The sequence below is a fragment of the Actinophytocola sp. KF-1 genome (assembly GCF_054661535.1).
This window is the reverse complement of sequence record NZ_BAAFVK010000015.1, coordinates 105,820-120,223: the sequence shown is the minus strand read 5'-3', so window position 1 is coordinate 120,223 and position 14,404 is coordinate 105,820. Positions and strand designations below refer to the sequence as shown.

Below are 14,404 nucleotides of genomic sequence, written 5' to 3'. Positions count from 1 at the left end.
AGCCGCAAAACGGGACTGCGGCCATGCAACAGCGAAAGCCGCGGTGTTAGCCGCGGCGTGGTTAGGGCCTTGGCTGCGGTGTTAGCCGCAACGTCAGGCTGCGGCGCGAACCGCAGCGTCGATTCACGACGTCGGCCTCGGCGTTTAGCCTCTGTGGGTGCAGCGTTAGCCGCAAATCGAGCTACGGCCTTGCAACGGCGAATTCCGCAGTATCGGCTGCGGCCCTCCGCCGCGGTGTTAGCCGCCGCCTTAGCGGCGCTGTTAGTGGCAGAGTCAGGCTGTGGCATCGGCTTGCGAAGTTGACTGCGTTAGCCACCGTTGGCGTGCGGCGTCAGCCGCAGGCCTTGCAGCGGCGAAAGCCGCAAGACCGCGGTGTTGGCCGCGCCGTCAGACTGCGACGCGAGCTGCGGCCTTGGCTGCGCTGTCGGCTGCGGCCCTCGGCCGCCGCATTAGCGGCGGTGTTAGCCGCAGTGTCGGCTGCGGAGTCCAGCCGCCGCCTTGGCTGCGGCGTCAGCCGCGCCCTGACATCGATCGGCCTGGGCAGCGGTCGCGGCTGCATCGCGCTCGGCGTCGACATCTGCACCAGCCCGGGCCATCAAGGCAGCCCGGCTCAGCGGCGGCTGTTCCTCGCATCAGCGCCATCTTCGTCGTCGGTCCTGGCCTCGGAGCCGCTTTCGGTCTTCGCGGCGGTGGTCGTCTTAGGTCTCTGTCTTCGCGGTGTCGGGCTTGGTGGCCTCTCCTAAACCCGTCCCGGCGTTGGCTGCGGTCTTGGTGGTGGCGTCGGCCCCACCGTCGATCTCCGCCGCGGGGGCAGATCCGGTCCCCGCGGCAGCTCCTACCTCACCGGGCTCGGCATCGCCGTCGGTTCCGGCGTGTGCTGGTGCTTCGGCGGCGGAGGCGGGCTGGGACAGTGGTTCCGTGCGGCGCAGTGTCGTCAGGTCGGTGCACTTCGCCAGGCCCAGCTTTGGGGTGTTCACGTAGACGGTTTCCGTCTGGCCTGCCACGTAGGTCTCGTGCCAGATGCCGACCGCGTCCGATGCTCTTGCCGCGCGGCGGTTGAACGCGCGCCATGCCGGCCAGTGTTCTGCTTCGCGGGCCGTCGCGTAGGTGTACAGGCGGTCCAGGCTGTCCCAGTACTGCACCAGCGTGGGGTTGCGGCCCTCCAGCATGAGGCGATACCCCAGCAACCCGGAGTCCTCGGCCTCCGACAACTCGCGCAGCATCCTCGGCATCGCCCGGAACGTCGGCCACCACAGATCCACCCGCCACGGCTTGTTGATGGTCATGCCGATCAGGAAGACCACGAGCTCCCCGTCGTGCTGGTGGGTCATCCGACCCGGTACCACCTTCGCCATCCGGACCTCCGGTGCGAACCCGCCGGGAGTGCCGAATTCTCCCGGTCCTGACAGGGGTACCAGCAGTGCGCACTCACGGTCCAGCCGCTCAGTCCCGACGCTCACCTCCCGTCGCCGGTGACGACAGCGGGGGCAACGCTGGCTGGACCGCCGCAGGTGTGACCTCCAGCGCCTCCAACGCCACCCGGACCGCGGTGTCCAGCTGCGGGTCCCGCCCGGCGGCGTGGTCCTGCGGCGTCATCACCACCTCGACGTCCGGATCGACGCCGTAGTTCTCCACTCCCCACCCGGGCCCCTCGATCCACGTGGCGTACCGGGGCTGGGTCACGAGGGTCCCGTCCACGAGGTGGTACCGCATGTCGATCCCGATGACGCCGCCCCACGTCCGGGTGCCGACCACCGGCCCGATCCCCAGCGCCTTGATCGCCGCGTTGACGATGTCCCCGTCCGACCCGGAGAACTCGTTCGCCACCGCCACGACCGGCCCGCGCGGCGCGTCGTGCGGGTAGCTCTCGGCCGTGTGCGCGTCCCGGGTGATCTGCCACCCGATGATCTTGCGGGCGAGCTTCTCCACCACCAGCTGGGACAGGTGCCCGCCGCGGTTCTCGCGCACGTCCACGATCAGGCCCTCGCGCCGGACCTCCAGGCGCAGGTCGCGGTGCAGCTCCGCCCAGCCGCTCGCGACCATGTCCGGCACGTGCACGTAGCCGAGCCTGCCGCCGCTCGTCTCGTGCACGTGCGCTCGGCGGCCGGCCACCCAGTCGTGGTAGCGCAGCGGCATGTCGTCCAGCAGCGGCACCACGACCACGCTGCGGTGCGCGCCCCCGCCACCGGGCGCGATCACCAGCTCCACCGGCTTGTCCGCGGTGCCCGCCAGTAACGGGAACGGCCCCACCGCCGGGTCGACCGGCCGCCCGTCGACCGCGACGATCGCGTCGCCCGCCCGGACCGCGACCCCGGGCGCCCGCAGCGGCGACCGCGCCCTCGGGTCGGACGACTCCCCCGGCAGGATGCGCTCGATCCGCCACACGTCCCCGTCGCGCACCAGGTCCGCGCCGAGCAACCCGAGCCGCCGCGCGGATTCCACCCCGCCGTCCGGCGGCGTCACGTACGCGTGCGACGTGCCCAACTCGCCCTGCACCTCCCACAGCAGGTCGACCAGCTCGTCGTGCGAGTTGACGGTCTCCACCAGCGGCCGGTACCGCGCCAGCACCCCGGGCCAGTCGACACCGCTCATGTCCGCCCGCCAGAAGTGGTCCCGCATCAACCGTCCGGCCTCGTCGAACGACTGCCGCCACTCCGCGGCCGGGTCGACCTGCACCCGCACCCGCGACAGGTCAACCCACACGTCGTCGCCGTCGTCGGACGAGTCCGGTTTCGCGTCCGCGGCCTGCACCCGCAGGCGTGAACCCTCACGCACCACCAGCCGTTCGCCGTCCCCGGTCACCCACACGCCGTCGACACCGTCGTTCAGGGTCTCGTGCTTGCGCTTGGTGAAGTCGTAGCGCTCGAGGACGGTCTTGTCGCTGCCGTCGTCGTCGCCGTCCCCGTCGTGGCCGAGCACACCGGACAGCGTGTACCGCAGCCACACCAGGCCGTTCTTCACCGCGCGGAGGTGGCCGTACCTCGCGGCCTGCACCGGCAGCGCGACCACCCGCTCGCCGAGCCCCTCCAGGTCCACCGCGGTGCGCGGCGGCGCGTCGTCGTCACCGTCCTTGTCCTTGCCGTCCGGCTCGTCGTCGACCGGCCTGCCCCGCAGCTGCGGGGAGAACGGCGACGGCGTGGTCGCCGCGAGCGGCACCAGGTGCGGCCGGCTGCCGTACGGGAAGGACATGTCGAACACGTGCGTGTCGTAGACCGGGTCGAAGCTGCGCATGGACAGGAACGCGAGGTGCTTGCCGTCGACCGTGAACTGTGGATCGGAGTCGACGAACCGCAGCGGCGTCACGTCCACAATGGACAGGTCGGTGGTGTTGGCCATCCTGATGTGGCGCAACGGGTTCGGCCCCGGGTGCGACCACGCGAGCCACGCCGAGTCGGGCGAGAACGCGAGATCGCACGGGTCGCCCTCCGTGGTGTGCACGAGTTCGTGCAGTTCCCCGCTCTCCACCTCGGCGAGCAGCACCCGGCCGTCGTGCGTCGCCACGGCGACCCGCCGCCCGTCGGGCGAGCCCGCGAGTTCGAGGACCCTGCCGAGCCTGCCCGCCCCGATCCGGCGCGGGGTGTCGCCGGGCGCCGTCCCGCCGACCGGCGAGATCTCCAAGGCCTCCTCGCCGTCGGCGTCGGTCACCCACACGACCTGGTCGCCGAGTGTGCGCGGATGTCTCGCGCGCACGCCCGGCTGGGCCGACAGCACACGCACCGGCCCGTCCCGGTGTGTCAGCCAGTGCACGGTGCCGCGGACCTCGATGGCGCTGCCCCGGCCGGTGTGGTCGGGCCCGACGTCGCCGAGTTCGTCGGCCGCGCGCACCGGGTACGGGGCGCGGGCGAGCCGTGGTCCGCCGAGCCGGACGTCCAGCTCACGCGGCTCGCTGTCGAGCCCGTCGACCAGCCACAGCCGCCCGGCGCGGTGGAAGACCACCCGGCGCCCGTCGGTCGTCGCGTTGCGCGCGTAGTACCCGCCGGGCGCGTCGACGCCGTGCTTGCGCAGGTCGGAGCCGTCCGGCAGGCACGAGTACAGCTCGCCGACGCCCTCGTGGTCGGACAGGAACGCGATCCGGTCTCCCACCCACATCGGCGACGCCAGGTTGCCGTCGAGGTCCGGGAGGAACCTGCTGAACTCACCGGCCCCGTCGGCGTCGAGCCACAGTTTGCCCATCGTGCCGCCGCGGTACCGCTTCCACCACGCCGGTTCCCGGGACGCGGCGCCCAGCAGGAGAACCGCGCCGCCCGGCCCGGTGGCGACGCCGCCGACCGGCCCGTACGGCAGCTTCCGCGTCCTGCCGTCCAGGGCGATCGCGTACGCCCACGTGCGGCGGATGCTCGGCTGCCCGACGGTGCTGATCGCCAGCACCTCGCCCTCCGCCGTCCACCCGAGCACCTCGGTGTTGACGTCCGCCCAGTGGGTCAGCCGACGGCTCGGTCCGCCGTCGGCGGGCGCGACGTGCACCTCCGGCTCGACGTCCCGCCAGCTGGTCCATGCCAGGTGCGTGCCGTCGGCGGAGAAGCGCGGCGAGCTGACCGTGGTCTGGTCGGCGGACACGCGCCAGGCCCGGCCGCCGCCGAGCGGCGCCAGCCAGACGTCGTCCTCGGCCACGAAGGTGACCAGTTCGCCGTGGAGGTGTGGGAATCGGAGGTACGCGTCGTTCACGGCCGCCACGTTAGCCGCGATCACCGACGAAATGACGGCCAAAAAGGGCAGTCAGCCGGACGAGTGCGAACGAACGGTCCATTCACGCGATTTTCGCCCCGCGGACATGCACTTCCGCGCCATCGACGACCGACCCGAAACCGGGCCCAGCAACGAAAAACTCGAACGAGTGTCCCATTCGTACGGACAAGTTCGTGACAACGGCGCAGGTCGGCCGCATGGTGGGGGCATGACACCGATGACCACGACCGCAGCGGGCACCGTCAGGACGGCCAGAAGCGACGCCAGTCCGACTCGGACATCGCCGCGGGATCAACGCCCGCGGAGCGGGCCGCGTCCTCCGCGGCACGCACGTCCGCCGCGAACTTCCTGGCCTCCGCGCGCAGCGCACCCTCCGGATCGTCGCCCGCGAGCTTCGACCGCGCCGCCGCCCCGAACAGCGGCGAGTCCGGCAGCAGGCCGGCCGGCAGCCCGGCGCGTTTCGTGCGCTGCACCAGCTTGGCGGCCAGCGCCAGCGCGGGCTGTCCCATGGCCACGCCGTCGACACTCGACGCGCGCTTCTTCTCCTGCTGCTTCAACTGTTCCCAGCGGTGTTCCTGTGTCCGTGCGTCCCGCACCGCCGGGTCCCCGCCCGCGAACACGTGCGGATGGCGGCCCACCAGCTTCGCCACCAGCTCGGCGGCCACGTCGTCGATGGAGAACGGGGCGTCCGGCGACTCCTGCGCGACACGGGAGTGGAACAGCACCTGCAGCAGCACGTCGCCGAGTTCTTCGCGCAGCGCGGCCCGGTCGCCGTCCTCGATGGCTTCCAGCAGCTCGAAGCATTCCTCGACGAGGTACTGCTTCAGCGAGTCGTGCGTCTGCTCCGCGTCCCACGGGCAGCCGCCCGGCGAACGCAGCCGGTCCATCACGGCGACCGCGTCCAGCAAGCCGGAGCCGTACACCGGCGTGGGCCGCACAACCTCGGCACCACGAGCCACCAGCTCCGCGGCACCCGGGTCGTCCAGGTCCGCGACCAGCAGCACGACCGGACCGGACAGTGCCTCGTCCGCGAGCCTGCCGGGCGGTGGCGCGTCCGCTGCCGTGTACACGGCGGCCGCGGCACGCACGAGCGGGAGGGCGGCCACCGGAACCGAATCGCCGGGTCCGAGCAGCACGACCGCCGTTCCCGCCGACGTGGCCTCGGCCGCTCGGGTCACGACTTGTCGGTCTCTGGCATCAGCAGGAGCCCGGCGACACCGGCCTCGGACTTCGGCATGACCTTCATCTCCGCCAGGTTCCACTCGCCGTAGCGGGGGCTGACCCGCACGTCCTTGCCCGCGAGCTCGTCGCGAAGGAGGTACTTGCCGTACGTCGGCAGCTGGTTCGGGTCCATCTGGCTCGGGTCGGACTCCGGCGACGCGCTCGACGCGACCTCGCTCGACAGCACCTGTACCACGAAGAAGCCGCCCGGGCTCTGCGCGGTGGCCGGCTCGTTGATGAGGAGCACGGAGTCGTCCGGCACCAGCAGCTGGAGCGCGAGCGGGCCGGGGCCGGTGTTCGAGTTCAGCTGCGGCGGCAGCTCCTCGGACGACGCGGACCGCATGAGCGACGGGCCGTTGTCCGGGTCGGCCGCGATCTTCTCGGCCAGCGCCTTGGCGTCGTCGTAGTCGGTGAGGCCCGCGACGTTGTACTTCACGTCCGCGCGACCGAGGTACTTCTGCGCCAGCTCGACGAGCAGCAGGTTGTCGTTGGCGTACGCGTCGAAGCCGCGGGCGCGGTTCACGAGCGCGGGCACCAGCTGGTCGGCGGGCACGCTGCCGTCGGCGGGCAGCTCCTGGCCGAGCGGGTCCTGCTCGCGGAGCATGGCGAGCTGCTCCTGGTCGACGCTGAGGTTCTCCTCCTCGGCGACCTCGGTCAGGACCTGGTGCGTGACCAGCTGCGTCACGATCTCCCTGGCCACGAGGTCGAGCTTGTGCTGCTGGGCGAGCGGCCGGGCCGCCGGTTCCTTGACGACCTTGTCGATCAAGGACTGCACCTCGTCGACCGAGATCACGTGGTCGTCGATGATGACTGCGGAGTTGACCTGGCTTGGCCCGGTCCCACACGCGGACAGCGTCGCGACCAGCGCGGTCACGGCGGCGAACGGCGCTACGGCACGGCGAAGGACACTCGTCACGGTCGCCAAGCCTCTCACAGCCTGCTAGCCGACCGGAGCGGGGGCGATCACCAGCGACTCGAGGAGCTTCGCGCACCACTCCAGCAGCTCGACGTCGCGCAGCGGCGGCGCGCCGATCCGGCCGCCCGCGGCGCCCTCCGTCGGCCTCGGCACGGTGACGAGCTCGCTCACCGGTTTGTAGTTCGCCTTGGGGTGCAGGCGCTTCAGCCGCACGATCTGCGAGTCGCGCAACGACAGCGGCGCGAACCGGATCGAGCTGCCCTGCAGGGTCACCTCGGTGACGCCGTGCTCGCGGCACTTCTGCCGGAACGCCGCCACCGCGAAGAGGCGCTGCACCGGCAGCGGCGGGTTGCCGTACCGGTCCTTGAGCTCCTCCTCGACGCCGGCGAGCGCGTCGGCGTCGGCCGCGGCGGCGATCTTGCGGTAGGCCTCGAGCCGCAGCCGTTCGCCCGGCACGTAGTCGTGCGGGATGTGCGCGTCCACCGGCAGGTCGACCCGCACCTCGGCGAGCTCTTCCTCCTCCTCGCCGGGTTCGGCGCCCGCGTGCTTGCGGAACGCCTCGACCGCCTCGCCGACGAGCCGGACGTAGAGGTCGAAGCCGACGCCCGCGATGTGCCCGGACTGCTCGGCGCCGAGGATGTTGCCCGCACCGCGGATCTCGAGGTCCTTCATGGCCACCGCCATGCCCGCGCCCAGCTCGGTGTTCTGGGCGATCGTGGCGAGCCGGTCGTGGGCGGTCTCGGTGAGCGGCGCCTCCGGCGGGTAGAGGAAGTAGGCGTACCCGCGTTCGCGGCCGCGGCCGACGCGGCCGCGCAGCTGGTGCAGCTGGGCGAGGCCGAGCATGTCGCCGCGCTCCACGATCAGCGTGTTGGCGTTGGCGATGTCGAGACCGGTCTCGACGATCGTGGTGCACACCAGCACGTCGAACTCGCGGGTCCAGAACCCCTCGATGATCTTCTCGAGGCGGTCCTCGTTCATCTGGCCGTGCGCGGTGACCACCCGCGCCTCCGGCACCAGCTCGCGGATCCGGCGCGCGGCCTTCTCGATCGAGGAGACCCGGTTGTGCACGTAGAAGACCTGGCCGTCGCGCAGCAGCTCGCGGCGGATCGCGGCGCCGACCTGCTTGTCGTCGTAGGCGCCGACGTAGGTGAGGATCGGGTGCCGGTCCTCGGGCGGGGTGAGGATGGTCGACATCTCGCGGATGCCTGCGAGCGACATCTCGAGGGTCCGCGGGATCGGGGTGGCGGACATCGTGAGCACGTCGACGTGGGTGCGGAGCGCCTTGATGTGCTCCTTGTGCTCGACGCCGAACCGCTGCTCCTCGTCGACGATCACGAGGCCGAGGTCCTTGTAGCGGATGCCGGTCTGCAGCAGGCGGTGCGTGCCGATCACCACGTCGACCTCGCCGGAGGCGAGGCCCTCGATGACCGCGTCGGCGTCCTGGCCGTGCGTGAACCGGGACAGGCCCTTCACGGTGACCGGGAAGGAGGCCATGCGCTCGGTGAACGTGTTGAGGTGCTGCTGGGCGAGCAGCGTGGTGGGCACCAGCACCACGACCTGCTTGCCGTCCTGCACCGCCTTGAACGCGGCGCGCACGGCGATCTCGGTCTTGCCGTAGCCGACGTCGCCGCAGATCACGCGGTCCATCGGGACGCTGCGCATCATGTCGGCCTTGACCTCGTCGATGGCCGCCATCTGGTCGGGTGTCTCGGTGAACGGGAACGCGTCCTCGAGCTCGCGCTGCCACGGGGTGTCGGGGCCGAACGCGTGCCCCGGCGCGGACTGGCGGGCGGCGTAGAGCTGCACCAGCTCGGCGGCGATCTGCTTGACCGCCTTGCGTGCCTTGGCCTTGGTGTTCTTCCAGTCCGAGCCGCCGAGCTTGTTGAGGGTGGGCAGCTCGCCGCCGACGTAGCGGGACACCTGGTCGAGCTGGTCGGTGGGCACGAACAAGCGGTCGCCGGGCTGGCCGCGCTTGGAGGAGGCGTATTCGAGCAGTAGGTACTCGCGGGTCGCACCACCGACGGTGCGCTGGACCATCTCGACGTAGCGGCCGATGCCGTGCTGCTCGTGGACGACGTAGTCGCCGGCCTTGAGGGCGAGCGGGTCGACCGCGTTGCGCCGCCGGGACGGCATCTTCGCGGAGAGGTCCCGGGTGGACGTGCCGTGCCTGCCGCCGGTGAGGTCGGTCTCGGTGAGCACCACGAGGGCCCGCTCCGGGGCGAGGAAGCCTTCCTCGAGCGCACCGCGGACGACGGTGACGATGCCGCCTGCCGGCGGCTCGGTGAGGCCCTCCTCGGCGAACGTGGCGGCGACGTCGGCGTCGGAGAGCTGCTCGACCGCGCGGCGGGCGGTGCCTGCCCCGGGGACGACGAGCACGGCCGCGCCGCCGGTGGCGGTGTGGGCGCGCAGGTCGGTGAAGGCGCGGGCGACGTCGCCCCGGTAGCCCTCGACGCCCGCGATGTCGAGCTGGACGACGTTCTCGTCGGGGGTGGTGAGCTGGGAGAGCGTCCACCACGGGTGGCCGGTGTCGCGGGCGTGCTGGGCGACCTCGCCGAGGCCGCGGTAGGCCGAGGCGCCGAGGTCCAGCGGCGCCGAGCCGCCGCCCGCCGCGGCCATCCACGCCGCCTCCAGGAACTCCTGGCCGGTGCGGACGAGGTCGTGGGCGCGGGTGCGGACCTTCTCGGGGTCGATGACGAGGACGTGGGCGCCGTCGGGCAGGACGTCGGTGAGCAGGTCCAGCTCGCCCTCGCACAGGACCGGGATCAGGGCCTCCATGCCCTCGACGGGGATGCCGTCGGCGAGCTTGCCGAGCATCTCGGCGAGGTGGGCGTCGGCGCTGCCGGCCGCGGCCTGCTCCTCGGCGAGCGCCATCGCGCGCTGCCGGACGTCCTCGGTGAGCAGCAGCTCGCGGCAGGGCGGGGCGTTGACCTCGGTGATCTCGGTGGGCAGCGACCGCTGGTCGGCGACGGAGAAGCACCGGATCTCCGACACCTCGTCGCCCCAGAACTCGACGCGGGCCGGGTGTTCGGCGGTGGGCGGGAAGATGTCGAGGATGCCGCCGCGGACGGCGAACTCGCCGCGCTTCTCGACCATGTCGACGCGGGTGTAGGCGAGCTCGACGAGGCGCTCGACGACGCCGTCGAAGTCGTGCTCCTCGCCGACCACGAGGTGCACCGGGTCGAGCGTGCCGAGGCCGGGCGCCATCGGCTGGATGAGGCTGCGCACGGTGGCGACCACGACCTGCGGCGGGTCGTCGTGGCGCATGCGGTGCAGCACCTCGAGGCGGCGGCCGACGGTGTCCGCTCTCGGGGAGAGCCGCTCGTGCGGCAGCGTCTCCCACGAGGGGAGGTTCGCGACCGCGTCGCGGCCCAGCAGGTCGCGGAGCGCGGCGGTGAGGTCGTCGGCCTCGTGGCCGGTGGCGGTGATCGCGAGGACGTGCTTCCGCGCGGCCACGGCGGCGGTGACCAGCGGCCGGACGGCGGTCGGACCTTCCAGTTCGAGGCTGGGTGCCCCGACCGACTCGGCGATCTTGACGAGGGCGGGGTCGGGCAGCACGGCTCGCAACAGACCGGACAACGACACTGGAGATACCCCTCGGAGGACACGCACGGACACACCCCTGCCCCGGACGAGCCCGGCGGAGGGGTTCTCGACACCCACCCTACGTGCCCGGTGCGACCCAATTCATGCGCGCCGACCCCCGGTCGGTGAGCGGTGCCCGTGAACTCGTCGCGGGGATGGCGCGGATAGCGGGTGACCCTGTCGCAGGCGGAAGAGGAGCCCATGCATCAACCCGACGAGGACGACGCGGCGATCATCGCGCGATCGCTGGGCCGCCCCGAGCGGTTCGCCGCGATCTTCGACCGGCACGCGCCGCACATCCAGCGCTACCTCGCGCGCCGGCTCGGCGCGCAGGTGGCCGACGACCTGGTGGCCGAGACGTTCCTGGTCGCGTTCGGCAAGCGGGCGGGCTACGACCCGGCCCGCCCAGACGCCCGGCCGTGGCTGTACGGCATCGCGACGAACCTCGTGCGCCAGCACCACCGCGAGGAGGCCCGCGAGTACCGGCTGCGGGCGAGCATCGCGCCGGAGCCGGACCAGGACGGCCACGCCGACCGCGTGGCCGCGCAGGTCACGGCGGCGGCCATGCACCGGATGCTCGCCGAGGCGCTCGCCGGCCTGTCGGCCGGTGACCGGGACGTGCTGCTGCTGATCGCCTGGGAAGGCCTCACCTACGAGGAGGTCGCCGGGGCGCTCGTGATCCCCGTCGGCACCGTCCGTTCCCGGCTCAACCGCGCGCGCAAGCAGGTGCGCGCCGCACTCACCGCATCGACCAAGGAGCCCGCAAACCATGGATGACCTCGCACTCCTCAAGGACGTGGCCGACCGCACCCCGCTGCCGTCCGCCGCCGACCTCGACCCCGCCCGCGCCCGCCTGATGGCGGCGATCACCGGGGCGCCCACCGCGACGAACACGGCGACCCGCGAACCGGTCAGGCCGCGCCGTCGACGTCTCGTGGTGTCCGCGGGCATCGTGGTCGGGCTGGCCGCGGCGATCACCGCCGTGGTCTCGCTGGGTGGGCTGGCGCCGGTCGGTGTCGACCAGCCGGAGGCCAGCGCGGCGGAGATCCTGCACCAGGCCGCCGACGCGGTCCGGGAACTGCCCGCCACCCCACCACGACCGGACCAGTTCATCTACACGAAGACGCACCGCACGTACGGCTCGGTGCGGGAGTCGTGGCTGTCGGCGGACGGCACGCACGACGGCCGGATCTCGCAGGAGGGCGAGGACATCCCGCTCGCGGGCTGCCGCGACGGCAGGATGGCGGTGATCAAGGGCGACCAGCCGCTGCCGGGGGTGTTCGAGTCATGCACCCCGAGCCCCGCGTACCGCGCCGACCTGCCGACCGACGCCGCGGGCATGCGGGCGTACCTGAGCCAGGACACCGGCGGCGAACCGGGCGAACCCGAGGACGTCAGCGGCCTGATCCGCTTCACGTTCGGGGAGACGTACGTGCCGCCCGCGTCGCTGGCCGCCCTGTTCGAGGCGATGGCCGACTTCCCGGGCCTGACCGTCGTGGACGACGCCGTGGACGCCGCGGGCAGGCCGGGCATCGGCGTGCGCTGGACCCGCCACGGGTACACCGAGACGCTCGTCTTCGACCGGAAGACCCACGCGTTCCTGGGGGTCACCGGCATGGACGCGGTGGTGGAGCAGGCGATCGTCGACGCCGTCGGCGAGCGGCCGTAGCCGCGGCCTAGAAACGCGGGGTGCGCTTCGCCAGGAAGGCGGCCACGCCCTCGGCGTAGTCCGCGCTCTGCACCGACTCGGTGTACAGGGCGCGGACCTCGTCGTCCTCGTGGTCGCCCTCGGTGATCTTGGCGATGATGCGCTTGGCGCCGCGAACGCTGACCTGCGCGCGTGACGCCATGGTCGCCGCGAGTTCGAGCGCGCGGGCCACCGGATCGTCGGTCAGCTCGTTGACCAGGCCGATCCGCAGCGCGGTGGCCGCGTCGAGGATCTCCGCGGTGAACAGGATCTGCCGCGCCCACGCCGGCCCGACCACGTCGACCAGCTGCTTGGTGGACGTGAAGTTGTAGACGATGCCGAGCTTGGCCGGGGTGATGCCGAAGCGGGCGTCCGGCGCGGCGACCCGCATGTCGCAGGCCAGCGCGATCTCGCAGCCCCCGCCGACGCACACGCCGGTGATCGCGGCGATCGTCGGTTTCGGCAGGTCGGCGATGGCGCGCTCGCCGGCGAGGACGGCCGCGCCGTAGCGTTCCGCGCCCGCCGCGTCGGCGCGCAGCGTCGCGAACTCGCTGATGTCGGCGCCCGCGGAGAAGTGGTCGGTGCCCCGGATGACCAGGGCCCGCACCGCGTCGTCCGCCGCGACCTTGTCGAGCAGGCCGGGCACGGCCGACCACATCTCGAAGCTCATCGCGTTGCGCTTCGACGGGCGGTCGATGGTCAGCGTCGCGACCGCGTCCTCGATCTCCAGCCTGAGCGTCACCCGCTCACGATCTCACGCGAGCGCGGCCCGCACGGCGGTCAGGTCGCCGGCCACCGCGGACTGCCGGTCCTCCAGCTCGCGGCGGGTCTTCGCGAAGGCCTCGACCCGCTTCGCCACGTCGGCGGTGAGCGTCTGCTGCGCCTGCTCCCCCTGTGCCGCCGCGTCGCGCTGCTCCTTGCCCGCCGCCAGCCACTGGTACCCGGCGGCGCCGAGAGCGGCGGCGGCGACGAACAGCCAGCCCCACCCGGCGAGCAGGCCGATGACCAGGAAGATCACGCCGACGACCGCGGCGCCGATCGCCACCTCGCGGCGTTTGGAGTCGACCTGTCCCGACCGCTCCGCCAGCTCGAGCGCCTTCCGCATCGACGTCGAGTCCGGGCCGGCCGGGGTGATCGTCACGCGGCCGAAGCGGGTGCGGACCTCCAGCGAGGCGGGTGCCTCGACCCGTGCCGCCGCCGCCAGTTCCTCGGCCACGGTGACCAGCACCGGTGCGCTCGCCCGGGCCGCGAGCGCCCTGCGGTTGGGGCGGTCCGAGGCGATGTCCGCACGCAGCAGCTCGCGTGCCGTGCCTGCCGGGCTGTCCCACGTGGACTTCGCGGTCGCGGCGCCCTCGATGACCGCCCGCAGCTCCCGTTCCCGCGCGAGCAGCGGCAGCTCGACCGGGCTGCCCTCGTCGACCAGCAGGTTCAACGACGTGCGGGCCAGCTCGTCCGGCTCACCGTCCGGCTCGTTCGTGTAGCCGTCCAGCGCCTCGGTGACCCACGTCCGCAGCACGGCGAGCTTCTCGCACGCGTGCAGCGAGTTCGCCATGGACCCGCCGCCGTCCAGTTCCTTGGGCACCTGCACGACGGCACTGGGCGCCGCCACGTCCCGCAGCGCCGTGACCAGGGAACCGTCGGTCACGCCCGCCACGAACTCCGCGCAGCGCTGCCGCGCCAGGTCCCACCCGTCGGCGCCGAAGAAGCCGTCGGCCGCGAGCAGCCACACGGCCCGCTGGTAGGCGGGCACCTCCTCGGGCAGCGCGGGCAGGGCCGGTGCGAGCGAGGGCACCGTCGAGCGGCCGCCGAGCACGGACGTGAGCAACACGTGGAACACGCTGGTGCGCAGGGGGTCCCGGGCGGTGGCCAGTGCGAGGGCCTCGTCGTCGACCACGCCGTCCGCGACACCGCGCAGCGCGATCAGCGCGGGCGCGAGCCAGTAACCCTCGGCGTCGGACACGTCCGCGATGCCCGCACCCGCCAGCAGCTGCTTGGCCTGGTGCCGCACCCGCCCGTGCGCGTCGAACAGCCCGAGCGTCACCCGCAGGTCGCTGATCTCCACGAACGCGTCGAACGCGGCGGAGAGCCGGTTCAGCCGCTGTTCGAGCGACCCGCTGACCTTCGACAGCTCGGCCTTCAGCCGGTTCTGCGACGCCCGGGCCTGCGACAACGAGGCGGAGACGTAGCTCAGGTCCTCCTCGAGCCCCGCGAGCCGCTTGTTCTGCTGCCGCTCTGTCCACCAGTCGTCGCTCATTCGCCCTCTCCCGTGCCGGCGTCACCACACAGCAGTGCGACGCGCGAGGCAGCATTCT

The 14,404-nt window shown here is 72.4% G+C and carries 9 protein-coding genes; 2 read left to right on the top strand and 7 right to left on the bottom strand.

The features are described 5' to 3' along the window. Positions 1-698: 698 nt before the first annotated feature. The 5 genes from ACYQ77_RS37100 to mfd form a co-directional block, all read right to left on the bottom strand. On the bottom strand, positions 699-1,331 hold the full coding sequence (locus tag ACYQ77_RS37100) for a DUF4188 domain-containing protein (RefSeq protein ID WP_459720320.1): 633 nt from the start codon (positions 1,329-1,331) through the stop codon (positions 699-701). 112 nt (positions 1,332-1,443) lie between these two features. After that, positions 1,444-4,665, bottom strand: coding sequence for a S41 family peptidase (locus ACYQ77_RS37095; protein ID WP_459720317.1), 3,222 nt, complete (start codon positions 4,663-4,665; stop codon positions 1,444-1,446). Positions 4,666-4,928: 263 nt separating this feature from the next. After that, a complete protein-coding gene (locus ACYQ77_RS37090) occupies positions 4,929-5,864 on the bottom strand; it encodes a nucleoside triphosphate pyrophosphohydrolase (RefSeq protein ID WP_459720314.1) in 936 nt (311 codons plus the stop codon). Beyond that, a complete protein-coding gene (locus ACYQ77_RS37085) occupies positions 5,861-6,823 on the bottom strand; it encodes a hypothetical protein (RefSeq protein WP_459720311.1) in 963 nt (320 codons plus the stop codon). Before ACYQ77_RS37085 ends, ACYQ77_RS37090 begins: the two co-directional genes overlap by 4 nt. A gap of 24 nt (positions 6,824-6,847) precedes the next feature. Beyond that, positions 6,848-10,399, bottom strand: a complete 3,552-nt coding sequence (mfd, locus tag ACYQ77_RS37080) for a transcription-repair coupling factor (RefSeq protein ID WP_459720623.1) — start codon at positions 10,397-10,399, stop codon at positions 6,848-6,850. A 207-nt stretch (positions 10,400-10,606) separates the two neighbouring features. Here mfd and ACYQ77_RS37075 point away from each other — a divergent pair, with 207 nt between their 5' ends. Then, positions 10,607-11,182, top strand: coding sequence for an RNA polymerase sigma factor (locus ACYQ77_RS37075; RefSeq protein WP_459720308.1), 576 nt, complete (start codon positions 10,607-10,609; stop codon positions 11,180-11,182). Continuing rightward, on the top strand, positions 11,175-12,074 hold the full coding sequence (locus tag ACYQ77_RS37070; protein ID WP_459720305.1) for a CU044_5270 family protein: 900 nt from the start codon (positions 11,175-11,177) through the stop codon (positions 12,072-12,074). The genes ACYQ77_RS37075 and ACYQ77_RS37070 overlap by 8 nt, the downstream gene beginning before the upstream one ends. A 7-nt stretch (positions 12,075-12,081) precedes the next feature. Here the strand turns inward: ACYQ77_RS37070 and ACYQ77_RS37065 are convergent, their stop codons facing one another. Next, on the bottom strand, positions 12,082-12,834 hold the full coding sequence (locus tag ACYQ77_RS37065; protein ID WP_459720303.1) for an enoyl-CoA hydratase/isomerase family protein: 753 nt from the start codon (positions 12,832-12,834) through the stop codon (positions 12,082-12,084). A gap of 12 nt (positions 12,835-12,846) precedes the next feature. After that, complete coding sequence (locus tag ACYQ77_RS37060) at positions 12,847-14,346, bottom strand: hypothetical protein (RefSeq protein WP_459720300.1); 1,500 nt, start codon at positions 14,344-14,346, stop codon at positions 12,847-12,849. Between the last annotated feature and the right edge of the window lie 58 nt (positions 14,347-14,404).

What these genes read in the sequence shown, in the direction of transcription:
- ACYQ77_RS37060 (WP_459720300.1), bottom strand. Translation starts at nt 14,346, where the DNA reads ATGAGCGACGACTGGTGGACAGAGCGGCAGCAGAACAAGCGGCTCGCG.
- ACYQ77_RS37100 (WP_459720320.1), bottom strand. Translation starts at nt 1,331, where the DNA reads ATGACCCACCAGCACGACGGGGAGCTCGTGGTCTTCCTGATCGGCATG.
- ACYQ77_RS37070 (WP_459720305.1), top strand. Translation starts at nt 11,175, where the DNA reads ATGGATGACCTCGCACTCCTCAAGGACGTGGCCGACCGCACCCCGCTG.
- ACYQ77_RS37075 (WP_459720308.1), top strand. Translation starts at nt 10,607, where the DNA reads ATGCATCAACCCGACGAGGACGACGCGGCGATCATCGCGCGATCGCTG.